Here is a 25,209-nt window from a genome sequence, read left to right as displayed (position 1 = left end):
CTACGCGATCGCGGTTTCGATCCGATCGACCGCCGTCTCCACATCGCCGCGATCGACATCCCAGTTCGTACAAAACCGCGTGGTGTACTCGCTGAACGCGCCACCCAGCACGTCGACGTCCCCGCAGCGATCGACAAATTCCTCGGCGGGCAGCCCTGCCTCACTGCTGTCGACGACGACGATGTTCGTCTCCGGGTCGGGAACGGAGAGACCGTCGATCGCGTCGAGTCCTGCTGCCAGCGCTGACGCGTTGGTGTGATCGATTTCGAGGCGATCGACGTTTTCGAGCGCAAGCAGGCCGGGTGCAGCGATCATGCCAGCCTGCCGCATCCCGCCGCCGAGCAGCTTTCGGATCCGTCGCGCCTCGTCGATGAACGCCGACGAGCCGGCGAGAATCGAGCCAACCGGCGCGCCGAGGCCCTTCGAGAGACAGAACATAACCGAATCGACTGATTCGACAAGCTTCGGGGCGGGTGTATCGAGTGCCATAGCGGCGTTGAAAAGCCGCGCGCCGTCGAGGTGAACGGGCACGCCGAGATCGTGGGCTGCGTCTACAGCGGCATCAATGTGGGCTTTCTCGACGGCGATCCCGCCGCGGTAGTTGTGGGTATTTTCGAGCGCGAGCAGTCCCGTACCCGGCCGGTGGAGATCCTCGGCGACGTAGTTTTCACGGATCTGTGCGGGAGTTGGGACGCAACGATCGCCCGCATCCACGATCCGAGTCTGTACCTGTGCGAGCTGCGCTGCGCCCGCGAGCTCCCAGCGGTAGATATGTGCTTCCGAATCCAAGAGGAGCTCGTTGCCGCGATCGGTATGGACCCGAACGGCGATCTGGTTGCCCATCGTCCCCGAAGGAACGAAGAGCGCTGCCTCAGTGCCGACCGCTTCGGCGGCCCGGCGCTCCAGTTCGTTCACCGTTGGATCGTCTCGGTAGACGTCGTCGCCGACGTCGGCGTCTCGTGCGGCCTCCCGCATGGCGTCGCTCGGTTGCGTCACGGTGTCGCTGCGGAGATCGATCATACCAAACCCACTCTATCAGCGGGCAAATACCCAGCGGTCGGCGCATCGAAAGGGTTTCCTCAGCGTGCTTGCTGGTCACATGCATGGACCCACGCATCCGCGACCACGCGGAAACGATCGTCGAGCACTCTGTGAGTCTTGAGGCGGGTGACAACGTCGTTATTCAACTGCCTCCCGAGGCTGCGGACCTCGCGACCGCCCTCTACGAGCTGTGCGGTGACATCGGTGCGAATCCCGTCTGGATCGCCTACAGCGATCGGGCCGCAAGGGCCCACCTGCTGGCGGCCGACGATTTTGAAACGCCACAGCATCAGCTTGCGTTCTACGAACAGACGGACGCGTTCATTATCGCCCGCGGCGGCTCGAACGTGACCGAAACGAGCGACGTGCCTCCGGAGGCGAACGCGGCTCACCGGCGGGCGATGAAGCCGGTCCAGACCGAACGGCTCTCGAAACGGTGGTGTCTGACGCAGTTCCCGACGAGCGGACACGCCCAGCTTGCGGGTATGAGCACCGAAGCCTACGAGAACTTCGTCTGGGACGCGGTCTCGTTGGACTGGGACGAACAGCAAGCATTCCAGGCGCAAATGGTCGAGATCCTCGATCCTGCCGACGAGGTGCGAATCACGGCTGGCGAGGAGACTGACGTGACGATGTCCGTCGCCGGCAACCAGACGATCAACGACAACGGCGAAAAGAACCTCCCTGGCGGCGAAGTCTTCACCGCGCCTGTGAAACACAGCGTGAACGGTACCGTCTACTTTGACATGCCGCTGTACCGCTACGGCCGCGAGATCGAAGACGTTCGCGTTCGATTCGAGGATGGGAAGGTTGTCTCTCACAGCGCCGGACGCAACGAGGAGCTGTTGACGGGAATTTTAGACACCGACGACGGCTCACGATTCCTCGGCGAGCTCGGGATCGGGATGAATCGGGCGATCGACCAGTTCACGTACAACATGCTCTTCGACGAAAAGATGGGCGACACCGTCCACATGGCCGTCGGCGCGGCGTACCCAGAGACGGTCGGCGAGGAGAACGAACTGAACGAGTCTGCAGAACACGTCGATATGATTGTCGACATGAGCGGGGATTCGACGATCGAGGTCGACGGCGAGGTCGTCCAACGAAACGGGACGTTCGTGTTCGAAGACGAGTTTTGAGCCGATCGGACCCAGAGACCTGATTGCCCGGTTGTGGGTAGCACGCTGATCGCTGTCGATCGGGACGGTTATTGCTCAGTGACGATCGGACGGTTATCGCTGAGTAGCGATCGGACGACTATCGCTGAGTAGCGATCGGCTGGCTATTGTTCAGCGGCGATCGGCTGGCTATTGTTCAGCGGCGATCGGCTGGCTCGTCGTCGTCAGTATGATGCTCGTCAACGCTCGTATCTGATTCGGTGTCGCTATCTGTACCGTAGATCGCGTCGATATCGTCGGGACCAAGCGCCATGTTTCGTCGGTGCTCTGCTTTAATCGCCTCGTCGAGGCCAAACGGGTGTTCGGGAACGTCTTCTGCGCGCTCGACCGCTGCCGCCCGCTTTTCGATGTACTTCACCCCCATCCAAAAGCCGATGAGAACGAACAGGAGCGAAAAAAAGAACGGCGCGACGATCGCGTACGCCGGAACGGTAAACGACATACGTACATCTACGAAGTCGCCGCAGAAATGGGTGTTGTCCAGGACGACAGGCGCTTTCGTGTCGATCGCTCCGGAGCTACTCGCGGACGTCCAGATCGAACTGCTCGTTCTCCGAGACCGCGTTCAACACGACGCTCGTGTTCGACTCACGAATGTCGGCGTCCGTGAGGAGCTCTTTGATTTGGCGGTTCATCCCATCGGTGTCGGTGAACTTTCCGATCGCGATGATGTCGTAGTCGCCAGTCACCTCGTAGACGCTTATCATCTGTTTTTGTTCACGGAGCCGTTCGGTGATCTCCGGCAGGGCACTGCCTTCGACTTTCAGCTGGACGATCGCCGTCACGTCGTAGCCGATCGCGTCGTAGTCGATGATCGGCGTGTACCCGCGGACGACACCCTCCGATTCGAGATCTCGAAGGTGATTTGAGACGGTCGTCACCGAGACATCGAGCTCTTCGCCGAGGCTCCGAAGGCTCGCTCGTCCGTTACCCAACAGCGCGTTGATCAGCTTCGCATCGAGATTTTCATACGTCATTACACTTTGACACTCACCGAGGGGTTTAGAATTTTACGAATATCCAATTTCATTGCGCAACCGGGGTAATTGCACCAAGCGACAAGGTCTTTATACTGGCAGTTTTCGTAGTAGTTGTTCAGAAGATGACGGACAAAAACGTCGAACCAGATGGAGGATTGTCCACAAAAGAACAGGAAGTAGTTGACAAAATCGAGGAAGAAGGGGTAGACTTCCTTCGATTGCAGTTTACGGATATTCTCGGAACAGTGAAAAACGTCTCTGTCCCGGCCCGACAGGCCGAGAAGGCCTTTACTGAGGGAATTTACTTCGACGGCTCCTCGATCGAGGGGTTCGTCCGCATCCAGGAGTCGGACATGCGGCTCAAACCGGATCCGGACACGTTCGCGATCTTGCCGTGGAGACAGAAAGAAGACAGTGCCGCCGCACGGCTCATCTGTGACGTGATCGACACCTCGACGGGCGAGCCGTTCGAGGGCGATCCGCGCTACGTCCTCAAGCAGGCGCTCAAACGTGCTGAAGAGATGGGATACACCGTCAACGCCGCACCCGAACCGGAGTTCTTCCTCTTTGAAGAGGACGAAGACGGCCGTGCGACGACGAAGACCAACGACGCCGGCGGCTACTTCGATCTCGCGCCGAAGGACCTCGCACAGGACGTGCGCCGTGACATCATTTACGGGCTCGAATCGATGGGCTTCGAGGTCGAAGCCAGCCACCACGAGGTCGCCCAAGGCCAACACGAGATCAACTTCACGTACGACGACGCACTCTCGACGGCGGACAACGTCGGGACGTTCCGGACGGTCGTCCGGGCAATCGCCGCCCAGCACGACCTGCACGCGACGTTCATGCCCAAGCCGATCGCGCGGATCAACGGGTCGGGGATGCACACCCACATGTCGCTGTTCGACGAAGACGGAAACGTGTTCCACGACGATGACGGGCAGTTCAACCTCTCGGAGACGGCTCGATCGTTCATTGCCGGCATCCTCGAACACGCCCCGGCGATCACCGCCGTCACCAACCCGACAGTAAACAGCTACAAGCGGCTCGTTCCCGGGTACGAAGCCCCGGTTTACGTCGCGTGGTCCGATCGCAACCGCTCGGCACTTATCCGCAAGCCAGCCGCCCGCGTCCCTGCGGCCAGTCGGGTCGAGGCACGGTTCCCTGACCCGTCCTGTAACCCGTACCTCGCGTTCGCCGCGCTCATCAACGCTGGTCTCGACGGGATCGAGCAGGGACTCGACTGCGACGACCCAATCCGCGAGAACATCTACGACTTCGACGAGGCCAAACGCGAGGAGTACGGCATCACCACGCTGCCATCGAACCTCGGTGAGGCGATCGACGCGCTTGAAGAAGACGAGGTCGTCCTCGACGCGCTCGGTGAACACATCGCCGAGAAGTTCATCGAGGCCAAGACTCACGAGTTCAGCGAGTACATCGTCGAAGTTTCTCAGTGGGAACTCGACCAGTACCTCGAAACGTTCTGAGACGGCCTCGATACGATCGCTTCGGCTCGAGCCGCGTTCACCCGCTTATTTTTTGCCGACCTCGATCGACCGCGAGCGGCGCGACCAGTATGAGAAACATGCCGAGTGCACTCGCCGCCACGGCGACAGCGACCGTTGACGCTCCGACGTAGGCAAACGCCCATAGTCCGCCAGACACGACGATCGCGCCGAGCACCGACAGCGGTCCGAGTGCGGGCGCAGCGATCGTGCTCGCACCGTAGCGAGCCCAGCCAACGACGCCGCCAATCGCCGTGCCGGCCGCGACCGACGCCTGTGTGACCTCGTCTGCGTGACCGGTCGACCAGGCGATCGCCAGTCCAGTAAACGCGGCGACTGCGGCTACGGCGAACGCGCGATCGGGACGAAGCTCGCCGTCAGCCGATCGGGCGACAACCCACACAACCGCCAACAGCGTTGCACCCAGCGCAATGCCGACAACGACGTCGACGACGTAGTGAACGCCGATGAGTACCCGTGAGGTGCTCACCGCGAGGATGAGTGTACTGGCAATCGCGGCGCGCCGACGGGCAGACCACACCCTGGCGAACAGCGCGAGCCCGCCGTAAAACAGGGTCGACGCGATCGCGTGACCGCTCGGAAAGCCGAAGCCATCGGCGGCTGTTTCGCTGGCAACAATTTGCTCGACGATCGGAATGCCGACCGACGTGGCTGGCTCGTAAGGTGGACGAGGGAGTGCGAATGTGGCCTTGCTGGCAACAACCATCCCGAATCCAGCGACCGCGAGGGCAACCACAATGAGCGCGACACGGCGACCGTCAGGGATCCATTTCGGGTCGAACCAGTACAAGAGCGACAAACTCACCAGGAGCACGACTGCGTCGCCAAGCAGTGTCACGAAGACGAAGAACGCGACAATCGGGTCGGGTAGAGCGGCGACGAGTTCGGCTTCGCCGATTCCGCGGGTCATAGGGGTCGAACGGGGACCGCTCAATTAACTCCGACGATCGACGATCACCGGAGACCGCCGGCGATCAGTTCCGTCGATCGCGAACAAACTCGATGACCCGGCGGGGTCCCCCGGCGAGGTTCAGCCCGACACCGAACAGGACGAACAGCACGTACAGCCCCAGTGTCGACAGGAAGATGATGAGCATAGCGACGATCGCGAGCAGATCGCTCGAAAAGAAATAAAACGCCCCGAGGGTGAGCGTGGTGCCGTACAGCAACACGAGATACGGCCCCCAGCCTCTGGCGTGGCCGCGGCGCATTCGCCGGCGAACGTAGCGTTTGAGTTCCGCTTCGAGGGCGGGTTTCTCGACGGTCCGATCCGTCACATCGTCTTCGAACGCGTCAAGATCCGCTCGCAGTTCGGCAAGCTGTTCGTCAAGGTCCGCAATGTCCGGCGCTCCCGACGGGGAGACGTTCTCACGTTCGTTGGACGGTTCCTCGTCGCCACCGATATCGGTCGTCGATTCGCGATCCGTTCGCTCGCGGCCCATGTACCCGGTACGTCGTTGCGGTCCCTGTTGTAGTTGCCGATCCGTCTCGCCTGCGGGACCGATCACGTCCTCTGCATCCATGCCGACGTTGCCACCGAGCACCGCGTTGACGACCGCCCCAATCATAACGAGTGTCGCCGCGAGATACAACCAGGTGACGAGCAACAAGATCCCACCGAGTACGCCGTAGAGCTGATACTGTGCGGCATTCACCGCATAGAGCTGAAAGCCCGCCTGCAAGAGCGTCCAGCCGATCGCCGCGACGATCGCGCCGGGCACCGCAGCGCGGGTCGAAATCGAGGGATTCGGAAACTGCCGGTACAGCGGTAAAAAGACGACAAACAACACACCTGGAAGCGCGAGAACCCCGACGAGTCGACTGAACTCCCCGAGCGGAATCGTGGTGATTGCGACGCCGACGATAATCATACTGAGAACGCCGATACCGATCGAGGCGAGCACAATGATGGCATCGCGAAATTGGTCGAGAATTGACGCGGTCTGTGTCTGTCCATAGACCATGAGGAAGGCGGTGTCAAGCGCCCGAAAGACCTTGAGCGTCCCCCACACGAGGAGGACGACGCCGACGATCGTCACGCCCCCACGCCCAGCGGTACTTTCGAGCGCAGTCACGATGGTCTCCTGTCCCGCAGGGGTAAGAACGCCCTGCGTCGCGGACAGGAGGCTGTTGGCAAAGGCGTCTCCGCCGATGGTGCTCGCAATGATAAACGCCAAGAGTAACGACGGGACCAACGAGACAAACGCGTAGTAGGCGATGCTGGCCGCGAGAAAAGTAATCTGAGTCCGCTGTGCGACGGCGGCCATCGTCTTGAGCTGTTCGACTGGGGAAGAACGCGAATCTGACACGACCGCTACTTCGTCACACCGATAAATAGTAATTCGGACCGTTTCGACAGCAGGCGTGGCGGCCGAACAGAGCGAACGGCATTGGATGAAGTGCCGATCGCTGCTCACCACGCGGTTGGTCGCTGCTGAGCCAACGGGTCGATCGCTGCGTACCACTCGGTTGGTCGCTGCTGAGCAGACGGGGCAATCCCTGCTCACCGCTGGACCGATCGCTGCTTACCGTTGGACCGATCGCTGATGAACCGCCGGGTCAATCCGGACGCGGTGCGGCTGCCTGTCGGATCGTCTCGATCGATTCGGGACACTTGAACGCCGTCCCCCGATAGTGGGCGTGGCTCGCCTCGTAGCCTGCCGCCTGGAGCGAGCCGATAAATTCGTCCATACTGTTGGCGGGGACGCCCCACAGTTCACACAGTCGGTGTTGATCGTAGTGCGTTGGCGTGTCGATTTCGCCTTCGATCGTCTCAAGAAGTCGATCGGCCCGTTTTTGTGTGCCCATCTCCGCCGAGAGGGCCGATCGAACCGCCGAGGCGAACTCCCGTTCGGCAATCGAGCCGAGCCAGACGGGGCCGGCCGTGAGTGTCCGATTGCCGCCGCAGTGCGGACACGACTCCCAGACGGCCGTCGAAATCAGCCCATACTCGTGGTCGCGTTCGAGACAGTCTTCGCAGTGGTGAATGTAGCCGAGGTCGTCGATCGCCGCGTCGGCCTGCGTGGCGCGGCTGTCGAGTTCGAGGTACGTACGGACGTAATGACGGCTTACGTGCGAGAGGATTGGCGTTGCCGCGGTGTCGTATCGCGCGGCTGTCCGAACGAGCGCACCGATGAGCGTCCGAAGTCCCATCTCGGGATGATAGTCGGTGTTCTGTGGGACCGCACTGTACTTTCTGATTCCGCTTCGTTGGTGGGCACCACACAGCGGGGCAGTGTCAGTCGCAGTGACACAGACCAGATCGCGAGCATTCGCAAACGCAGCATCCGCAAACGGGATGGGAGTCCCAAAAGGATCGAGATCGATGATATCGAAGTACCCCTGATGCATGACGGCATTGGCGTCGCCGTGGATCGTCTCGCCGTCGAAATCGTTCGCCTCGAGATTACGTGCTGCGAGTGCGATCGCGTCGGGGTCGATGTCTGCGCAGGTGACGTCGTAGCCCGCTGCGGCCGCACGGACGCCGCGGATGCCGGAGGCCGCCATGGCATCGAGGTAGGTGCTCGCGCGCGGCTCGCGATCGGCGTAGGCCCGCAGAACGCCGACCGTGATGTCGCGGTTCAGCTCCTGGGTCGGGTTGTAGAAGACGTCGTCACCGCTGCCCTGACTGGCGCCGTCGCGCTCGCTCGGGGTTTCGATATCGATTCCACCCTCGGTAATTCGCATACCTGTCCTCCCGTGGCGGGCGCGAAAGATCCATCGAACCTGTTTTGCTCACGCCGTGAGAATGCCCTGTATGCGAGAGACCCCGCCGTGGCTCGATCGGCTCGAAACCGCCGGCGAGCTGACCCCCGACGCCGTCGAGGCGATTCTCTCCGCACACGGCGACCGGGGACAGCGGGCGATCGAAGCGGTCTCGGAACGACGGATCAAACGCTATCTGGATTTTGTCGTCGTGGTCGGCTACGGCGACGAGTACGTCGTCGAGGACGGCGGCTGTACCTGCGAGGATTCGATGTACAACCTCGATCAGGCCGACCCTGACCAGCGGTGTTGGCACGCGATCGCAGTCGACATCGCCGAGGCGATCGACGCGGTCGATCACCACGATATGTGGTACTCGGAAGTACGAGAGTTCATCTGACCGCGTCGATCGTTGTCGCATACCCGACTGCTGGCGCGGCGATCGAGACGACAGCGGCCGCGAGCCACGAGTCGAGCGGGCCGGCAGTCCAGATCCCGAGTGCGAGGAGGACGACCGCGAATCCAATGCCGATCGGGACGATGAGTCGGCGGCGATAGGCGATAACGGGTCCGCGGCGGCTCCCGTATCGAAGCCCGGCGATGATGAGAAGGCCGCCGGCGATCGCGCCTGCAGGCGGGCCGCCAAACACGGCGTTTGCGACCAGCGCAACTGCACCGACGAGGAGGCCCGTGGCCGCGCCGATCCACGGGGTAAGCGCTGCTGGCGGGGTCCCGTACCGCGCGCCGTAGGCTGTCGGCGGGAGCCACACCACAAGCGCGAGCGAGAACGCGTAGACGAGGGCTGTGCTCGGCAAGCGACGGGCACTATCGACGAAAACGATCACGCCTGCGATCGCACCCAGTCCGACGATGACGCGCGGTAGCAAGATTGCCGCCGGATCATCGTCGTGGTGTATTGCGTACGCGGCAAAGGGATAACAGCCGATCGCAAACAGCAGGATCGATCGCCCGGGACCTGCACCGAATGCCAACCCTGTTGCGAGCGCGGTCGTCCCTAATACCAACCCGACAAGGAGGACCAATTCGGGGGCGCGATCGGCCATACTCGGTGTTGGAATCGATCGCAGAAATACCTCGTGTTACGGCCACTGCTGGACGGTGGATCGGCTACTGCAGTCGAATCTGTGCAGACGGAAGCGTAAAGTCGCCTCCTCCAGTATCGGCTGGCATGGCTAACTGTCCATTGGCGGAAGACTGTCCGCAGTTCTCTGAACAAATCAACGGGATGGGTTGTCAACACTACGGCGACAAAGGCGGTGCAGAGTGGTGTAACCACTACGAGATGCCGATCCGGGAGCTGAAACAACAGCCAGTCCGACCCGGTGAGGAGATCGTCGTCGACATCACAGACATCCACGAAAGCGGTGCCGGCGTCGGCCGAACAGAGGACGGCTTCATTGTCCTCGTTGATGGCGTTTTGCCTGACGCCCGAGCGAAGGTTCGGATCGATCAGGTCAAATCAAACCACGCTCGATCGAAGGTCGTCGTCGAACGCCTCCCAATGGAAGACGACGAGGACGAGGAAGCAGAAGAATCCGGATATCAGGGCCGTGACGACCGCCGCGATCGCCGTGGTGAGGCACTCGGCAGCCGGGATAACTTCTGGGGCAAATAACCGAACGACCTGCGATCCCGGTCGTTCCCATGGACAGTCAATTCTTTGTGCAGTTTCGGTACTCGGATGTGTTGAACACAGTCGGTACTTGTGTAGCTTTTTCAGCGTGTACCTCGTAGCTTGCTTTATGGCAGATGGCGGGAGCGATCGAACGGTGGCCTCCGACGAGAGCGTTGACGTCGATGTCGACGAACTTCTCGCGGCGGTTGGGTTCGATCCGGAGACGAACGTGCTCACAGCACGACAGGCGGAGGTGCTCGCGCTGCGCGAACAGGGAATCAAACAGCAGACGATCGCCCGGATGCTCGGCACCTCGCGGGCGAACGTCTCGAGCGTGGAATCGAGCGCCCGCGAGAACATCGAGAAAGCGAAAGAAACGGTGGCCTTCTCGGAGGCGTTATCAGCACCCGTCCGGCTGACGATCGAGGCCGGGACGGACCTGTACGACGTGCCGAAACAGGTGTACGACGCCTGCGACGAAGCCGGCGTGAAGGTCAACTACACCGCGCCGGACCTCATGAAGGTCGTCAGCGACGCTGCCGGCAAGGCTGTCGAAGGCCGAGAAATCAAACAACGGGTGTCGATCGGGGTCACGAGCGACGGAACCGTCCGCGTGCGCAGGTAGAGCGACGGAACCGTCCGCGTGTGCAGGTAGAGCGATGGAACCGCCCGCGTGTGCAGGTAGAGCGACGGAACCGTCCGCGTGCGCAGGTAGAGCGACGGAACCGTCCGCGTGCGCAGGTAGCTTTACGCAGCGGTGCTGGCCGATCAGTCCGCAGCGGCTGGCCCCGGGCCGTCTTCAGTTGACGAGTCAGCGGCGTCCCCGCCATCCGCGTCAGTTGCGCCGGCTGGCCCGATCGCACCCTTCGTTTCCAGCGCCTCCAACAGGAGTTCGGCCACGTCGACGATTTCGAGATCGTCCTCGAAGCCGCCAGTTTTGCGGCCGTCTTCGAACATCGTCGTACACATCGGGCAGGCAACGACAAATTTCTCGATGCGATCGCCCGCGGCGGTGTCTTCGAGCGCTTCACGCAGGCGCTCTTCGCTCGGTTTTGTCTCCTCGTCGATGTCCATCCAGAGACCACCGCCGCCACCGCCACAACAGAACGAGTCCTCGTGGCTGCGTGGCATCTCGTGTAACTCTGCGCCGGTCGCACGGATCAGTTCGCGGGGTGCCTCGTACTCGCCGTTGTAGCGGCCAAGATGGCACGGATCGTGATACGTGACGGTGTAATCGAGCTCAGTCCCGGAGAGATCGAGCCGTCCATCGTTGACAAGCCGTTCGACGACCTGCGTCCAGTGGAACACGCCAATCTCGCCGTCTTCGTTCCACGCGTCGTCGTACTCGAAGGGCATCACCGGATCGTCGGCGAACGCCGCGAAGTCGATCTCGGGATACTCGTTTTTCATCGTGTTGTACGAGTGTGGATCCGTACAGACGATGTGTTCGAAGTCGCAGGCCTCGAAGGACTCGACGTGGTGGCCCGCCAGTTCGAGGTAGAGGAACTCCTCGCCCACCCGGCGGATGTCGTTGCCGTCGTACTTTTCATCGTCGAAGAGGATGCCGTAGGAGACGTCTGCGGCCTCGAAGATCCGCGCGAGCGATCGCGCGACCCGCTTGTTTCGGTCGTCGAAGCTCGGATAATCGCCCACGTACCACAGATACTCGACCTCGGTCTTTCGGGCGTCGTCGATCTCGAAGTCGAGTTCGTCGGCCCAGTCGGCCCGTTTGGCCTGCGGATCGCCGAACGTGTTGCCCTTCTGCATGAGATTGCCGAAGACGTCCTGCATGCTCGGGGCGATCGCCCCCTCGTCGGTGAGTTGGCGGTTCATTCGCGTGAAGCTCGAGAGGTGTTCGATTTCGACCGGACAGGCGTCCATGCAGGCCATACACGCCATGCAGGACTCCATCGTCTCGGCGTCGATAACCGAAGTTCCGCCGTCGGCGATGATCGGTTGCTGTTCGCTGCCGGCGTCGAGCGCCTCGCGATAGGCTTTCAGATCAAGGATGACGTCTCGGGGGTCGAGCGGTCGCCCGGAGGCCTTGGCCGGGCACACCGACGAACAGCGACCACACTTCGTGCAGGCGTCCTGGTCGAGCAACTCTTTCCACGTGAAATCGTCGATCGAGTCAGCGTTGGCGTGATCCAGATCGGCTGGCACGCCCGGCAGCCGGGAACCGGCCTTCTCGTCACGAACGACGACGTTCGCGAACGACGAGAGCATGTGGAACGGCTTCGCGTAGGGGATCCACGCGATGAATGCGAACGCTAATATCGAGTGGCTCCACCAGAGCGCGGGGTATGTTGTTGCGGCCATCGCGGCGTCAAACCCGATCGCGCGGAGGGCTTCAGCCATCGCGTAGCCGAGGAAGCTCACCGTCTCGGCCGATCGCTGCGGTTGGCCAACCATGGACACCGCTTGTACGAGGAAGCCGCCAACGCCCAACAGGAATAGCGACCAGACAAAGAAGTCGTCCTCGCGGGCCGTGTGTTTGCCCCACAGCCGGGCGTTGCCAACGACGTAGCGGCGGTACATCGCCATTGAGATGCCGATCACGAACAACAGCCCGAAGGCGTCAACGACGAACTGGTAGGCGAGATAGAAGTCCCCAACCCAAAATGACTCGCCGGTTAGTGGACGATACAGGTCGATGTCGATCCCAAGGATCGTCGTTGCGACGACCAACACGAGAAAGCCCCAGAGAATGAACGTGTGCATCACGCCGGCGTAGACGTCTCGATCGAACTGTTTCTCATTCGTGGCGACGATTTTGACGGCGCTCACGAACCGCGCGGGCAACTCGCTCAGTCGATCGATCGGCTCCTCACTCCCTCGGGTGTACCTCGTAAACCGCTCGTACACGCCGTACAGAAAGACGAGAATCGCAACCGACGCCAGAAAGTAGAAGGCGGCTTTTCCCGTCGGCCCGATCAGCCAGAACGTCTCTCGGGTCGCCTGTAGAACCGTCATAGTTAATTGGGCGGATACGAAGCTCTTAAAAGTTCCTGCTAGAACGTCCGGGCGATTATTACTGAGCTAGACCCTGATCAGACAAAGACTGCAGCAGCGAGGAGCCCGATCGCCGTCGCAAAAACAGGGATATCGAGCCGTGTGAACGATAGCTGTGGAAGCGTCGGATTCCACGCGAAACAGCGCGCAGAGAGCGCGGCCGAGAGCCGATCGGCGCGGGTGAACGATCGGTTGACGCCCACGACCACGAGCCGGCGGATTCGATCAACGAGCGGGCGCTCAGTTCCAAGTCGGGCGGCAGATGCGGCCCGAACCGTCGTTAGCTCGCGGCGGAGCACCGGCAGAAACCGGAACACGAGCGAGACACCGACGCCGAGGAGCACACCCGGGCGGCTCGGTATCGTTCGCTGAATCGCCGCGCGCGACTCTCGAACCGCGGTCGTGTGGACGTACGCCGCGGCGACGACAAAAACGAGAAGCACCCGATAGCTCGCCAGCGCCGGTTGGAAAGCTGCGCTGGGGTCGATCGCGGGCGGAGAGAGCCTGATCGCCGCGACGAGCGGCGCAGCGATGAGAAACGGCGCGAGGACGCGAACGGACAGGATCGCTCGGACTACAGACACAGACGCGAGTCGCGCGATCGCGAGTGCGAGGATCGTCAGTGCGGCCAGTCCGCGCGGCGTGGTATGGGCGAACGCCGCGATCGCGAACGCCAACTGGACGGCGAGCTTTCCTCGTGGGTCGAGGCGGTGGACAATCGTCGAGCCGGGCGTGTAGCCGATCATCGACCCGCTGATTCGTGGGAGTCTCGACTGTGCTCGCGATCGGAATCGGCGGTCAGCGGGACGTACACATCCAGCGACGGAAGCTGTTGTCGCGCCATTGCCGGCGGCGCGTCGAGGACGATCGATCCTGCTGACAGCGCGAGGACCCGATCGCACCGTTCGAGCACCCCACGTAAGTCGTGTGTGACGACGATAATCCCCGTCCCGTCCGCCGACAGCGAATCCAGGTGCGACAACAGCGATCGACGGGCCGGCTCGTCAAGTCCCGAGAAGGGCTCGTCGAGGACCAGCTGATCGGGCTCCATCGCCAGCGCACCGGCGATCGCGACCCGCGCCTGTTCGCCGCCCGAAAGCGTATCAATCCGCTCGTCGCCGCGCCCCGAGAGGTTGACCGCAGCGAGTGCGGTTTCGACCCGCCGATCGATCTCATCGTGCGATAGCCCGAGGTTTTCCGGGCCAAACGCAACGTCGGCAGCGATCGTCGCCGCGACGAAGCTGTCTTCCGGGCGTTGAAATACCATACCGACAGCCGTCCGCGCCGCGACGAGATCTGACTCGACCGGCGCGCCGTTGACCCGAACGTCGCCAGCTGTCGGCGTGTGGAGGCCGTTGAAATGGCGCACGAGCGTGGTCTTTCCGGAGCCGTTTGGTCCGGTGAGAACGACGAATTCGTCGTCATCGATCGACAGCGAGATCGAGTCGAGGACGACTGTCTCGCCAAAGGCGTGGGTGAGGTTATCGACAGAGATCACGCGCAGAAGTCAGGCCGCGGCGATCGCGTCGCTTTTGACGATCCCGACCGCGGCGGCGATCTTGACTGCCTCGACCGGAATGAACGGAAGCGAGGAGACAACGAACGCCTGCCCGAGCGATGCGTACCACGGATCGTACTGGATAGCCGCGAAGCCGACAGTGCCGAGCGCGTAGATGATCGCGGTTCCAAGGACCATCGCGCCGACGAGCGTCGGGGTCGAGGCGGATTTGTACTCGGTGAGCCCGACGCCGCGGTGAACGACGAGGCCAACGGCCGCTGCGGCGATCGGATACGACCACAGGAAGCCAAGCGTCGGACTGGCGATCAGGTGGCCAATACCTGCGGCACCGCCCGAAAAGACCGGCGCGCCGATTGCCCCAGCAACGAGGTACAACACCATCGCGATCGCACCCCAAACCGGTCCGAGCATAATCCCCGCGAGAAAGACCCCCAGAACCTGTAGCGTGATCGGCACGCCCGCAGCGAGCGGATTCGGGAACGAGACGTACGCAAACGCGCCCATGAGTGCGGCAAAAAGCGCCGCGCGAGCGATGTTTGCGACCGTTTCGTCACCGACGAGATCGACCGACTCCGTATTGGTTGCCATCGGTCGATCGTTTTCGTCAACCCATATTACTGTACTGGTTTACGAGCTACGACAACCAATTGTCGCGGTGATAAGTGCTCTATAACTATCCAGTTAGGTACCACAAAACTATCAGAACTCACATGTCAACAAAGTCACCTTCCGATGATGAGATGGCCTCGACCGAGTCGGGGTCTTCGAGTGAATCTGTGGAGACTGATCGATCGGCGACCACGGACAGATCGGTGGACGCGACCACTGGGCCCTCTGGCACGGGATTGGATTCAAACGTCGCGGGCGCGCTCGCGTATCTGTTGGGACCGATCACGGGTATCGCATTCTACGTGCTCGAACCTGACGACGAGTTCGTCCGGTTCCACGCAGTCCAGAGTATCGCCGTCTTTGGGGGTTTCTTTGTCCTGAGTATCGTATTGAGCGTCGTCTTGGGCGCATTATCGCTTGTTCCAGGTATTGGTTGGATTATTGGAATCGTGTTGGGACTCGGGAGTTTCCTGCTTGCGCCGATCGGACTTGTCGTGTGGGCGTTCCTTATGTACAAAGCCTACAATAACGAACGGTACGCCGTGCCAGTCGTCGGGCGATACGCTGAGCGCTACGCCACGGAGTCATCAGAACATGCGGTCTGATCGACAGCCAATGAGACGACAGCCGATCGAAGACTCACATATCAGTAGTCGAAAATACGGTTTTATTAATCAACACGAGCAATGTACTGCTGGCGTATCACGGCCTGTTACCGGATCGTCACTGAGTAAAGAAATCGTATTATCAACAACTACTAACACTACCCATGGATGACAAAACGGCGGAGCTACGGGACATCTTCGTCGACGCAACTGGCGCCGAGGAGGTGACAGAACGACAGGCGGAGTCGCCGGGATCGCTCACCGACGAGCCCGCAGACATCGACGATCGGGTCTCCGAACTGATCGAAACCATGCGAGAGCGCTACGACTTTCAGACCGAGTTCGACGACGAGGCGTGCAAGACGATCGTCTACGGCTTCCACGATGGGGACAGCGACACAGACCTCGCCGATCGCCTCGACGTGTCGGCCGAATCGATCCGGACTGCGCGGCTGGATCTCCACCTCGTCCGCGAGGACGATCGGGACGCACCCTTCGAGATCGACACGCTCAGACAGCGCATCGTTGCAGGGGAGTCGATCGACGACTGTGCAGCCGAACTCGACGCCTCGGTCGACACAGTCGAACACTACAGCCCCGTCGTCGAGGCAGACCTCCAGTCTACGCGGGCAAACGATCGGTTCCGCGACGGTTTCCGGGAGCTTTTGACCGACGCAGATCTGGCTGGGATGCTCGCGCGGGACGCCCGCGAAGACGGACTACGAGACGCCACCGAAGATATCGAGACCGACGTCTCGTTGTAACCGGGGCTACTGCCGGCTGCGGTTCAAATACGATGGCGGCTCCACGCCGCCCGTGGACACTGTCAGCTTCAGCGACCTCGCCCGCGCCGCGTACTGCCCCAGACAGCTCTACTACGCCCGCAAGTCAGACGATCGATCGCTCCCTGCGGATGCAACCGCCCGAATCGAACTCGCGTTTCGCTACCGGGAACTCCTCGCTGCGCCGAACCGCGTGACCGAGGTGCCGGTCGACGTGTCCGTTGAGACGTATCGTCACCGACTCGAATCGCTCCGCGACCGACCGTGGTGGCCGGCGATCGCCGAGCCCGATCGGACCGAGGTCTTTCTTTCGGGCCGTGACTGCCACGGCGTAGCAACGAAAATCCTCGAGCCGACGCAGTTGCCAGCCAGCGACACAGCGGTGCCGACGATCGCAACGCCGGGTGCACCGCCGGAGTCGGGCGTCTGGGAACCGCAATCGGTCCGTGCGGTTGCCGTCGCGCTGGCACTGTCCTGGGAGCGCGAGCAGTCGATCGACCGGTGTCTGGTTGAGTATCCCGCTCACGGCGTCGTCCGGGAGGTTCGACTCACCGTCCGCCGGAAGGCAACGTACAGACGGACGCTGCGGGCGGTTCGATCGATGGATGGCCCGCCGCCACGGGTCGACGACGATCGCTGTACGTCCTGTTCGTATCGGGATACCTGCGGCGTTCGGACACGATCGCTCTCGTCGCTACTCGGACTGTGATCGCGCACACAGACAATAGAGACGTCCAGTTACCGCTCGACCAGCTACCGCTCGGCCAGCTACCGTTCGACCAGCTACCGCTCGGCCAGCTACTGGAACGTCCAGCTACCGCTCGGCCAGCCACCGCTCGACATCGTCGGCGATCGCCCCACGACGGTGGATCGTCGCCCGCTCGATATCGACAACAGTGCTCCCCACACCGCCGGGAGTGGTGCCGGCGTCGACGATCGCCGCGACGCCCGCACGAATTGGCGCTGGGAGATCTTCGGGATTTCTGATGCTCGGCTCACCGCTTCGGTTTGCGCTCGTTGCGGTCACGGGTGTCGGCGCGGTTTCTTCCAAGAGGGAGAGTGCAACCGGGTGATCGGGAATCCGGATGCCGACGCGATTGCCGCCGCCGGTAAGTTGGGGTGGTAAGGAGGAATTTCGCTTGACGACGACGGTCACCGGGCCGGGGAGGAACAATCGCATGAACGATCGATCTCGATCGGTCAGGTGTGCCCAGTGCTCGGCAGTCTCGATATCTGGGACGGCGATCGACAGCGGCTTGTCGGCCGATCGGCCCTTGAGTTCGTACACGCGTGAAACGGCGTCGGCATCGCTGCCATCCGCACCCAGTCCGTAGACCGTCTCGGTCGGATAGACGATCGCCTCGCCCTCTGCTACCGCCTCGGCTGCGGCGACGATTTCATGTCGAGGAACAGCCGTCTGCGGGCGCTCGTCGGGTGCCGATCCGTCGTCCGGTTGCATACCTCCCGGTGGGCGTCGGGATGAAAAAGCGTAGCGAAACCCGGGTGTCGCTAGCAGCGCCTCCGTCAGACAGCGGACTCGATCGCCGCTTCGAGTTCGTCGTAATCAGGGAACTCTGGCCACTCGGCGGCGACCCAGGCGTGTTCGACGGTTCGATCGGCGTCGAGAAGGAAAAACGACAGCCGAGGCTCGCTCACGCCGGTCATCCCGTCGAGATCGTGGGCGATGCCGTACGTTTCAGCGACCTCGTTTGACGGGTCCGAAAACAGCGACACGTCGAGTTCGCGGTCGTCGAGGAACGTCTTGTGGTCATACGGCGTCGAGATCGTCACCCCGACGACTGTGAGCAGGTCGGCCCACCCGCGATCGCGAATCTCGTTCCAGACGTACGTCGCCGGAAACGCGCCGTTCATCGAGTAGAAAACGAGCAATGTCGGGCCCTCTGCTGTGACCGACGACAGCGAGGTGTCTTCCCAGTACTCTGCAGAAACGAACGGGCGGGTGAAATCAGGGGCCGTCTCGCCAATGGCGGGGTGGTCCGCCGGTTCAAACTCGACGACGTCGAAATCGAGGTCGACCATCAGGCCGCACCCCCATCAGTCACGTCGCGATCGGAGTCGTCGACGCGACCCCCGTCGGTTTGTGCGCCGTAGGTTCGATCGAGGTAGTCGACGATATTTCCGCTCTCGGACATCGTGACGCCGGTGGCCTCGTCGACGATCGCCGGCACCGATCGCTTGCCGCTGACGCGTTTGACGACGTTCCGCTCCGAATGCATCGGCTCGACAAAGCGCGAACGGTACGACAGCTCGTACTCCTCGAGCTTTCGGACGACCCGCTCGCAGAATGGACACGCCTGCAGTCGGTACAGGGTAATCTGTGGCGCTGACATAGCCACAGATTGGAGACAGAGCCCCCTAATCGCTTCGCTCTGGGCAACGCCGGACAGTCTTCGTTCGTCGGTCGCGAGTCGTTCCGGCAGAATGGAGGGCAATCCTTAATTCCGGCCGCGGAAAACGATGTAGGGTATATGGGGTTATTGCTGTCTTCGACCGTCGTTCACCTGGGTGCGATCGCGCTGCAGACTTCTCTCGACGCGTCGATCGACGATGGCACACTGACGATCATCGGCGCAGTGACAATCGTCGTACTTATTGCGCTCTCTGGGTTCTTTTCATCCTCCGAGATTGCGTTCTTTTCGCTGCCACAGCACCGGATCGACTCGATGGTCGAAGAGGGCATTCCGCACGCTGAGACGGTACGAGCGCTCAAAGAGAATCCTCATCGCCTCCTCGTGACGATCCTCGTTGGGAATAACATCGTCAACATCGCGATGTCGTCAATCGCGACGACACTGTTTGCGATCTACCTCAGCCAAGGACAGGCAGTCCTCGCGGCGACGTTCGGGATCACCGCAGTCGTGTTACTGTTCGGCGAAAGTGCCCCCAAGTCCTACGCGGTCGAACACACCGAATCGTGGGCGCTACGGATTGCGAAGCCGCTGAAGTACTCCGAATACGCCCTCTTTCCCCTTGTCGTAATCTTCGATCGATTGACTCGACTCGTCAATCGGTTCACCGGCAGCGATACGGCGATCGAGTCACCGTACGTCACTCGCGACGAAATTCAGGATATTATCGAAACCGGCGAGCGCGAAGGTGTTATCGACGAAGAAGAACGGGAGATGCTCGATCGGATCTTCCGGTTCAACTCGACGATCGCCAAAGAAGTGATGACCCCACGGCTGGACATGACCGCAGTAAAAAAGACCGCAACCCTAGAGGAGGCGATCGAGACCTGTGTTTCGTACGATCACGTTCGCGTCCCCGTGTACGAGGGAAACCTCGACAACATCGTCGGTATTGTCAACGTGGGTGATCTCGTCCGTGAGCGCTACTACGGGGAAGGTGAGGCGGATCTAACTGACGTGGTAAAGCCGACGCTACACGTCCCCGAGTCGAAGAACGTCGACGAATTGATGACCGAAATGCAGGAAAACCGGCTTCAGATGGTGATCGTCATCGACGAGTTCGGGACCACGGAGGGACTCATCACGCTCGAAGACATGGTCGAAGAAATCGTCGGTGATATCCTCGAAGGCGACGAAGAAGAGCCCTTCGAACGGGTCGACGAACAGACGACGATCATCCGCGGAGAAATTAACATCGACGAGGTCAACGAGCTTCTGGGGATCGATCTGCCTGAAGGCGAAGAGTTCGAGACGCTTGCAGGCTTTATATTCAACCGCGCTGGTCGACTCGTCGAAGAGGGTGAGGAGTTCGAGTACGATGGGGTTGTGATTCGGATCGAACAGGTGGATAACACGCGGATTCTGAAAGCCCGCGTGACGGTGACTGAAGAGTATCCCGCTCAGCAAGCAGAAACAATCGACGATACCCAAGACGCAGAAGCCGACGCTCAGTGAGTCTCACACGATCGCTGCGACGGCGGTGTATATCCCAAAACTCAGCCCGAACGACAGTACCAGCGATCCAATCCACGCGAGAACGGTATAGACCATCTTCGTCCGACTGACGCCAGCATTACCCGCCGCGAGGCCGCTGCCGACGATCGCAGAGACAATAATCTCGTTGAACGAGACAGGGATGCCGAACGCGACGGCGATCTGGGCGATCGCAAATGAGGGAATGAGCGCTGCGATCGAGCGGCGTGGTCCCATCGAGGCGTAATCCTGGGCGATCGCTTTGATCATTCGCGGCGCGCCCGTCCACGAGCCCAATAGTAACCCAAAGCCACCGCCAGTGAGAAGCGCCCACAGCGGAATTCCTGTGTCACCCATGATCGGCACAAGCGGGCCGATCGCTAATCCGACCTGACTGCCACCCGCCGAGAAGGCGACGAGCGCCCCCAACACCAACAAAAAATGTCGTTGGCCGACGGCACGATCGCGGTTGAGATCGGCCCACAGGACAACGGCTGCGATCGCGGCGATCGCAGCAGTTACGACGATTCGACCGACCTCGATATCTGCGACTGCTGGCAGACCGAGCCCAGCCCCAAGCGTGCCGGCGATTGAACCCTGTCCGTCTGGCGGTCCGAGGAATGCAAAGCCGATATTAGCGATGATCGCGCCGATCAGCCCCCCGAGCCCAGCAGTCACAAGTCGTTCAGGAACCGACTCTTTGCGGAGGAGTCGGGCCGTCGCGAACGCTGCGCCGCCACCCACGAACGGAGTCAGTATCCACAGAATTAGTATCTCGATATATTTTGCCCACGCGGGGTCGCCACCCATCGCAAGTCCTACGCCGACGACCGCACCAGTGACCGTGAACGCGGTTGCGATCGGGTAGCCGGCGAAGACGCCGATCGCGACGAGGATCGCAGCGGTGAGCAGTCCAATGATCGCCGCACTCGCCGAGAGTGTCACCCCGCCGACGAGTTCTGCGCCGACGGCTTCGGTAACGTTTGCCCCCTGCAACACCGCCCCGAGAAATCCCAATACGCCGACGACCAGCCCCGCACGCATGATCGAGATCGCGTTTGCGCCGACCGCGGGGGCGAACGGGGTCGACCCTGAGGACCCCGCGCCGATCGCCCAGGCCATAAACAGGCTGGCGATCGCAGCGACGGCGAACGTGGCGATCGCTTCGGGACTTGTCATGGGTGTCTCTCACCACTGCGATCGAGACGACCGGCGCACTGGTGTGCTACAATAGATGCCACGGTTATTTTTGTCCGTCTCTGTAGCCTTCCCGAAGCCCGAGCACGGTTCGACGGACCAGCAGGTAGCCAAAAAAGAAAAACACCACTAAGACCAGCAAAATCCCGACGAAGATCGGGTCGATCCGATCGAGCACCATACCACCGGTATACTGGGAAGGATGAAATGCGTTTCGACACCGCGGTGGGCCAGTGTACGAGTTGTCGCGGGTTCTTGGCGATGACACTATTGCGCTATTGTCGTCGGAGTTCGAACGTCTCGAACGTCTCGCCGGCTGGGGTTCGGAGCCGGCCGCGGAGTCGATCGCCGATCGGTTCCAGTACCGCGTAGCCGGGGCGATACCCCCGCGGCTGGGCATGACTCCCGGGATTCAAAAGCGGGATTGGTCCCGTCGCCTCGAACGTTGGCTTGTGGCTGTGACCGAACAGCACTGCGTCAACATCGCGCTCGCGGCCAAAAAGTGCCAGGGCTGTTTGGCCTCCACGTTGGGTGTGGGTCACGGCGAATCGAAATCCCTCGTAGGTGACGGTTCGGGCCGCTGGAAGCCGTGATCGGATCGCCTCGTCGTCGTTGTTGCCGTAGACGCCGCGAAACGTCTCGGCATGAGCAATGAAGGCGTCGAGAACGGGTTCACGCATGAAATCGCCGGCGTGGACCACGAGATCAGCCGCCTCGATCATCTCGCGGAGGTGATCGGTCAACTGCGGCCCCCCGGTGCTGTGCGTATCGGAGAGAACAACGAGCATAGTCACGGTGCGATCGGCGCGCAGTAAGCGGTTTCGGTGCTGTGGGCGGCAATTGGTGGTTTCGGTGTTGTGGGTGGTCGCTGGTGGTTTTGACGGTTACTCTTCGATCGCGAGCGAGGCCAACAACGCCTCAAGTTGGACCTGCTCGTTCGCGCCCTCGGTGATCCGGTAGTCGGCCTCGCCGATTCGCTCCATGAGTTGGACCGCCTCGCGTTCGGTGAGGCCGAACTCCCAGACCGATCGGTGAAGCTGATCAATGATGTCGCCGCCGGCCATGCCGGTCTCGGTCAACAGGGTGTCAAGGGTCGAACGGGACTTCGAGAAGTCGCCGTCGATCGCGTCGGTGATCATTGACTCGATCACCTCCGGACGGGCAGTCGAGGTGATCGCGTAGACGGCCTCCTCGTCGACGATATCGCCGGTCGTCGCCGCCGCCTGCAGGGAGTTGATTCCACGGCGCATGTCCCCGCCCGCGGCGTAAATGAGTGCCTCGCGGCCGTCTTCGGTGAGTTCGATTCCTTCGGCCTCGGCGATGCGATCGATCTGTTCGCCGACCGCCTCGTCGGACAGCGGCGAGAACCGAAACACCGCACACCGCGACTGGATCGGATCGATGATTTTCGAAGAGTAGTTACACGAGAGGATGAACCGGGTGTTGTCCGAAAACTGCTCCATTGTCCGACGGAGTGCAGATTGTGCGTCAGATGTAAGTGAGTCGGCTTCATCAAGGAATATAATCCGGTAATCAGCACCGCCGAACGAGGATCGCGCGAAATTTTTGATTCGATCGCGGACCACGTCGATCCCGCGCTCGTCTGAGGCGTTCAACTCGAGGAAGTTCCCGTGCCAGTCCTCGCCGTACAGTTCGCGGGCGATCGCGGTAGCCGCGGTCGTCTTGCCCACGCCCGCGGGTCCCGAAAACAACAGATGTGGGAGTTCTCGTCGCGAAATGTAGCTTTCGAGCCGCTCGACGATGTCTGTCTGTCCGGAGATCTCCGCGAGCCGCTGGGGGCGGTACTTCTCGATCCAGATCTCCCGCCCGGGCGCGGTCGTCTCCGCTGCGTCGCTCATGGACACAGGTCGGATCGGATCACCAATAAACTCCCCGAGATACGCGCCGATCGACCGGCTTTTGTCGCGGCCGATCGGACCCTCGATATGGACGTGACCGTGGAAGTCGTCGGCGAGGACACCCGCGAGGTTGTTGTCGACGACGGAGAAACGTATGCGGATCTGGTTCGGGCGATCGGTCGAAGCCCCCAGGAAGTAACGGTCCTCGTCGACGGCTCGCCAGTGCCGGAAGACCAGCCGGTGACCGTAGACTCGGTGACGGTGCTTCGGCTAATCAAAGGCGGGTAGTCCCGGCGATCGCGACGACGATCACTCTGGAGTGACAGCTGTCTTTAGTGGTTTCTCAGCGCGGTAGCGGTCGACGAGCCGATCGACAATCACCCCGACCACGAAGGCGATCCCGAGGTTCGTCACGAGCGCACCGAGGCCGATCGCGACCGAAAGCCACAGTCGATCGGACTCGCGGACGTGGCTCGCGAGCGATACCGACACCACGCCCAAGAGGACGCCAAGAATCGCAAGTGGAAACGCTGTCAGGACTGCCGTGGTGAGCGCGAACGCCGCGGCGACGTACAGCACGCCGAGAATGAGGTTCGCCCCACCGGTTCGTGCGCCGAAGGCGTGCTTGCCGGCGACGCCGTCACAGCCGTGACACATCGGAATGCCGCCGATCGGCACCGCAAGCAGGTTCATCGCGCCCATACTGGCCGAGAGCCGATCGGGGGAAATATCTCGATCGAACAGATCCGACACGAGAAGGGACGTCGCCAGCGCCGCATTGCCGATCGTCATCGCCAACTGGGCAACAATTCCGTCAGCGGCCGATCGAGAAACGCCTGCAGTAAGTTCTGGGATTGCCGGAAGTCCGGGCGATCGGGGCATTGGAAGGCCCGTGGCTCCGAACGCGATCGCGAGTCCGGCCGCGAGCAAGACAATCGCGACTGCATTCTGGCGGCCAGCGAACGTAAAGACGGCAGCCACGACGACGGCGATCGCCGCGAGTGCTGGCGAGGAGAGACTCAGATCGACGGCGGTTTCGAGCAACACCAGCCCGACTGCGAACTGAACGCCGCGGATGACCGGCCTGCCGATCCAGCGTTCGACGAGCGACAGCGTTTGGCTCGCACCGATCGCCAACAGTACGATACCCAGTACGACGCCCGCGAGCGCGAGTTCGGCGTAGCTGAGTGCGCCGGCAATCGCGAGCGCCGCAAGCGCCTTCATTGGCTCGACGGACATCGGGACCCCATACAGAACGCCCCAGACGATCTGAAAGATCCCGAATGCGATGAGCACGTGCGGCAAGGATATTTCGGTGACGACCGCCAGCGCGACGACGATCGGCAACACGGTTAACGAGTCGCCGACTGCACCAGTCAGTTCACCCCAGCTGATCGAAATCGATCGGTTCGATGACACGGGATCAGCCACTACGAAGTAATGTGGCTGTGTGTACTTTAGGTTTCGTAGAAAGCAAAATTCAATATATTGTCGGAAAAAGAAACTAAATTACATTACACTATGGCTACCGAAGCGTGTTGAGCGTCTCGGCCGCCTCACGGGCAGCTTTGAGCAGATCACGGGCGCGGTGGGGATCGTCTGTCTGTTCGGCGGCGCTCGCGAACTTCGTGATCGTCCGACCGAGCGAC

General features: G+C 61.5%; 29 protein-coding genes. 10 read left to right on the top strand and 19 right to left on the bottom strand.

All coding sequences use genetic code 11. From position 1 onward, the window contains the following. Positions 1-1,020 carry a threonine aldolase family protein gene (locus E5K03_RS15870; protein WP_138007786.1) on the bottom strand — a complete coding sequence of 340 codons (1,020 nt, stop codon included), beginning with the start codon at positions 1,018-1,020 and terminating at the stop codon, positions 1-3. A gap of 83 nt (positions 1,021-1,103) precedes the next feature. Here E5K03_RS15870 and E5K03_RS15865 point away from each other — a divergent pair, with 83 nt between their 5' ends. Beyond that, on the top strand, positions 1,104-2,183 hold the full coding sequence (locus E5K03_RS15865; RefSeq protein WP_138007785.1) for an aminopeptidase: 1,080 nt from the start codon (positions 1,104-1,106) through the stop codon (positions 2,181-2,183). 175 nt (positions 2,184-2,358) lie between these two features. On the opposite strand, the gene E5K03_RS15860 is transcribed toward E5K03_RS15865, so the two are convergent. Beyond that, positions 2,359-2,664, bottom strand: coding sequence for a hypothetical protein (locus E5K03_RS15860; protein WP_138007783.1), 306 nt, complete (start codon positions 2,662-2,664; stop codon positions 2,359-2,361). A 76-nt stretch (positions 2,665-2,740) separates the two neighbouring features. Next, positions 2,741-3,199: an HTH-type transcriptional regulator Lrp gene (lrp, locus tag E5K03_RS15855; RefSeq protein WP_138007781.1), complete on the bottom strand. Its 459-nt coding sequence runs from the start codon at positions 3,197-3,199 to the stop codon at positions 2,741-2,743. A gap of 125 nt (positions 3,200-3,324) precedes the next feature. On the opposite strand from lrp, the gene glnA reads away from it, so the two are divergent. Then, positions 3,325-4,695, top strand: a complete 1,371-nt coding sequence (gene glnA, locus E5K03_RS15850; protein WP_138007780.1) for a type I glutamate--ammonia ligase — start codon at positions 3,325-3,327, stop codon at positions 4,693-4,695. Between the two features lie 37 nt (positions 4,696-4,732). Here glnA and E5K03_RS15845 read toward each other — a convergent pair whose 3' ends face one another. The 3 genes from E5K03_RS15845 to E5K03_RS15835 form a co-directional block, all read right to left on the bottom strand. Then, complete coding sequence (locus E5K03_RS15845; protein WP_138007779.1) at positions 4,733-5,644, bottom strand: phosphatase PAP2 family protein; 912 nt, start codon at positions 5,642-5,644, stop codon at positions 4,733-4,735. A 64-nt stretch (positions 5,645-5,708) separates the two neighbouring features. Next, complete coding sequence (locus tag E5K03_RS15840; RefSeq protein WP_240730056.1) at positions 5,709-7,043, bottom strand: YihY/virulence factor BrkB family protein; 1,335 nt, start codon at positions 7,041-7,043, stop codon at positions 5,709-5,711. A gap of 250 nt (positions 7,044-7,293) precedes the next feature. After that, on the bottom strand, positions 7,294-8,421 hold the full coding sequence (locus tag E5K03_RS15835; RefSeq protein WP_138007778.1) for a tRNA (guanine(26)-N(2))-dimethyltransferase: 1,128 nt from the start codon (positions 8,419-8,421) through the stop codon (positions 7,294-7,296). Between the two features lie 70 nt (positions 8,422-8,491). Between E5K03_RS15835 and E5K03_RS15830 the strand changes: the two genes are divergently transcribed. Continuing rightward, positions 8,492-8,839 (top strand): hypothetical protein, encoded by a 348-nt coding sequence (locus E5K03_RS15830; RefSeq protein WP_138007777.1) that lies wholly within the window; start codon positions 8,492-8,494, stop codon positions 8,837-8,839. Here E5K03_RS15830 and E5K03_RS15825 read toward each other — a convergent pair. Beyond that, the gene (locus E5K03_RS15825; RefSeq protein ID WP_138007776.1) at positions 8,832-9,503 is read right to left on the bottom strand and encodes a hypothetical protein; all 672 of its coding nucleotides are present in this window, start codon (positions 9,501-9,503) and stop codon (positions 8,832-8,834) included. The two genes, E5K03_RS15830 and E5K03_RS15825, sit on opposite strands and share 8 nt — an antisense overlap. A 125-nt stretch (positions 9,504-9,628) precedes the next feature. Between E5K03_RS15825 and E5K03_RS15820 the strand changes: the two genes are divergently transcribed. After that, complete coding sequence (locus E5K03_RS15820) at positions 9,629-10,075, top strand: TRAM domain-containing protein (RefSeq protein WP_138007775.1); 447 nt, start codon at positions 9,629-9,631, stop codon at positions 10,073-10,075. A gap of 127 nt (positions 10,076-10,202) precedes the next feature. Further along, complete coding sequence (locus E5K03_RS15815; RefSeq protein ID WP_138007774.1) at positions 10,203-10,700, top strand: Tfx family DNA-binding protein; 498 nt, start codon at positions 10,203-10,205, stop codon at positions 10,698-10,700. Between the two features lie 143 nt (positions 10,701-10,843). On the opposite strand, the gene E5K03_RS15810 is transcribed toward E5K03_RS15815, so the two are convergent. The 4 genes from E5K03_RS15810 to E5K03_RS15795 all read right to left on the bottom strand — a co-directional run bounded on the left by E5K03_RS15810 (position 10,844) and on the right by E5K03_RS15795 (position 15,194). Beyond that, positions 10,844-13,048, bottom strand: a complete 2,205-nt coding sequence (locus tag E5K03_RS15810) for a 4Fe-4S dicluster domain-containing protein (RefSeq protein WP_138007773.1) — start codon at positions 13,046-13,048, stop codon at positions 10,844-10,846. Positions 13,049-13,125: 77 nt separating this feature from the next. Continuing rightward, a complete protein-coding gene (locus E5K03_RS15805; protein ID WP_138007772.1) occupies positions 13,126-13,833 on the bottom strand; it encodes an energy-coupling factor transporter transmembrane component T family protein in 708 nt (235 codons plus the stop codon). Then, positions 13,830-14,585 (bottom strand): energy-coupling factor ABC transporter ATP-binding protein, encoded by a 756-nt coding sequence (locus E5K03_RS15800; protein WP_138007771.1) that lies wholly within the window; start codon positions 14,583-14,585, stop codon positions 13,830-13,832. Before E5K03_RS15800 ends, E5K03_RS15805 begins: the two co-directional genes overlap by 4 nt. Before the next feature lie 9 nt (positions 14,586-14,594). Next, entirely contained in the window at positions 14,595-15,194 is a 600-nt protein-coding gene (locus E5K03_RS15795; RefSeq protein WP_138007770.1) for a biotin transporter BioY, read from the bottom strand. Between the two features lie 122 nt (positions 15,195-15,316). Here E5K03_RS15795 and E5K03_RS15790 point away from each other — a divergent pair, with 122 nt between their 5' ends. From E5K03_RS15790 to E5K03_RS15780, 3 genes are all read left to right on the top strand, one after another. After that, complete coding sequence (locus E5K03_RS15790; protein ID WP_205743020.1) at positions 15,317-15,820, top strand: DUF4870 domain-containing protein; 504 nt, start codon at positions 15,317-15,319, stop codon at positions 15,818-15,820. Between the two features lie 164 nt (positions 15,821-15,984). After that, the gene (locus tag E5K03_RS15785) at positions 15,985-16,584 is read left to right on the top strand and encodes a conditioned medium-induced protein 4 (protein ID WP_138007769.1); all 600 of its coding nucleotides are present in this window, start codon (positions 15,985-15,987) and stop codon (positions 16,582-16,584) included. A gap of 52 nt (positions 16,585-16,636) precedes the next feature. Then, complete coding sequence (locus E5K03_RS15780) at positions 16,637-17,311, top strand: CRISPR-associated protein Cas4 (RefSeq protein WP_138007768.1); 675 nt, start codon at positions 16,637-16,639, stop codon at positions 17,309-17,311. A 105-nt stretch (positions 17,312-17,416) separates the two neighbouring features. Here the strand turns inward: E5K03_RS15780 and E5K03_RS15775 are convergent, their stop codons facing one another. The 3 genes from E5K03_RS15775 to E5K03_RS15765 form a co-directional block, all read right to left on the bottom strand. After that, a complete protein-coding gene (locus tag E5K03_RS15775) occupies positions 17,417-18,061 on the bottom strand; it encodes an L-threonylcarbamoyladenylate synthase (RefSeq protein WP_138007767.1) in 645 nt (214 codons plus the stop codon). 65 nt (positions 18,062-18,126) lie between these two features. Then, entirely contained in the window at positions 18,127-18,642 is a 516-nt protein-coding gene (locus E5K03_RS15770; protein ID WP_138007766.1) for a redoxin domain-containing protein, read from the bottom strand. Beyond that, a complete protein-coding gene (locus tag E5K03_RS15765; protein ID WP_138007765.1) occupies positions 18,642-18,953 on the bottom strand; it encodes a glutathione S-transferase N-terminal domain-containing protein in 312 nt (103 codons plus the stop codon). The genes E5K03_RS15770 and E5K03_RS15765 overlap by 1 nt, the downstream gene beginning before the upstream one ends. A 138-nt stretch (positions 18,954-19,091) precedes the next feature. Between E5K03_RS15765 and E5K03_RS15760 the strand changes: the two genes are divergently transcribed. Beyond that, positions 19,092-20,486 carry a hemolysin family protein gene (locus E5K03_RS15760; RefSeq protein ID WP_138007764.1) on the top strand — a complete coding sequence of 465 codons (1,395 nt, stop codon included), beginning with the start codon at positions 19,092-19,094 and terminating at the stop codon, positions 20,484-20,486. 3 nt (positions 20,487-20,489) lie between these two features. Here E5K03_RS15760 and E5K03_RS15755 read toward each other — a convergent pair whose 3' ends face one another. The 4 genes from E5K03_RS15755 to E5K03_RS15745 all read right to left on the bottom strand — a co-directional run bounded on the left by E5K03_RS15755 (position 20,490) and on the right by E5K03_RS15745 (position 23,560). Continuing rightward, a complete protein-coding gene (locus E5K03_RS15755) occupies positions 20,490-21,683 on the bottom strand; it encodes an inorganic phosphate transporter (protein WP_138007763.1) in 1,194 nt (397 codons plus the stop codon). Between the two features lie 64 nt (positions 21,684-21,747). Beyond that, on the bottom strand, positions 21,748-21,882 hold the full coding sequence (locus tag E5K03_RS17780; RefSeq protein ID WP_265338742.1) for a DUF7859 family protein: 135 nt from the start codon (positions 21,880-21,882) through the stop codon (positions 21,748-21,750). A gap of 94 nt (positions 21,883-21,976) precedes the next feature. Further along, a complete protein-coding gene (locus tag E5K03_RS15750) occupies positions 21,977-22,489 on the bottom strand; it encodes a metallophosphoesterase (RefSeq protein WP_138007762.1) in 513 nt (170 codons plus the stop codon). A gap of 96 nt (positions 22,490-22,585) precedes the next feature. Beyond that, the gene (locus E5K03_RS15745) at positions 22,586-23,560 is read right to left on the bottom strand and encodes a replication factor C small subunit (RefSeq protein ID WP_138007761.1); all 975 of its coding nucleotides are present in this window, start codon (positions 23,558-23,560) and stop codon (positions 22,586-22,588) included. 87 nt (positions 23,561-23,647) lie between these two features. On the opposite strand from E5K03_RS15745, the gene samp2 reads away from it, so the two are divergent. Beyond that, complete coding sequence (gene samp2 / locus E5K03_RS15740; protein ID WP_138007760.1) at positions 23,648-23,848, top strand: ubiquitin-like small modifier protein SAMP2; 201 nt, start codon at positions 23,648-23,650, stop codon at positions 23,846-23,848. A gap of 21 nt (positions 23,849-23,869) precedes the next feature. Here samp2 and E5K03_RS15735 read toward each other — a convergent pair whose 3' ends face one another. Beyond that, positions 23,870-24,991 carry a putative sulfate/molybdate transporter gene (locus E5K03_RS15735; RefSeq protein ID WP_138007759.1) on the bottom strand — a complete coding sequence of 374 codons (1,122 nt, stop codon included), beginning with the start codon at positions 24,989-24,991 and terminating at the stop codon, positions 23,870-23,872. Positions 24,992-25,209 lie beyond the last annotated feature (218 nt).

This window comes from Halalkalirubrum salinum (assembly GCF_005543295.1).
Taxonomy (GTDB): Archaea; Halobacteriota; Halobacteria; order Halobacteriales; family Haloferacaceae; genus Halalkalirubrum; species Halalkalirubrum salinum.
The sequence above is the reverse complement of the archived record's forward strand: the minus strand, read 5'-3'. Positions and strand labels throughout refer to the sequence as shown.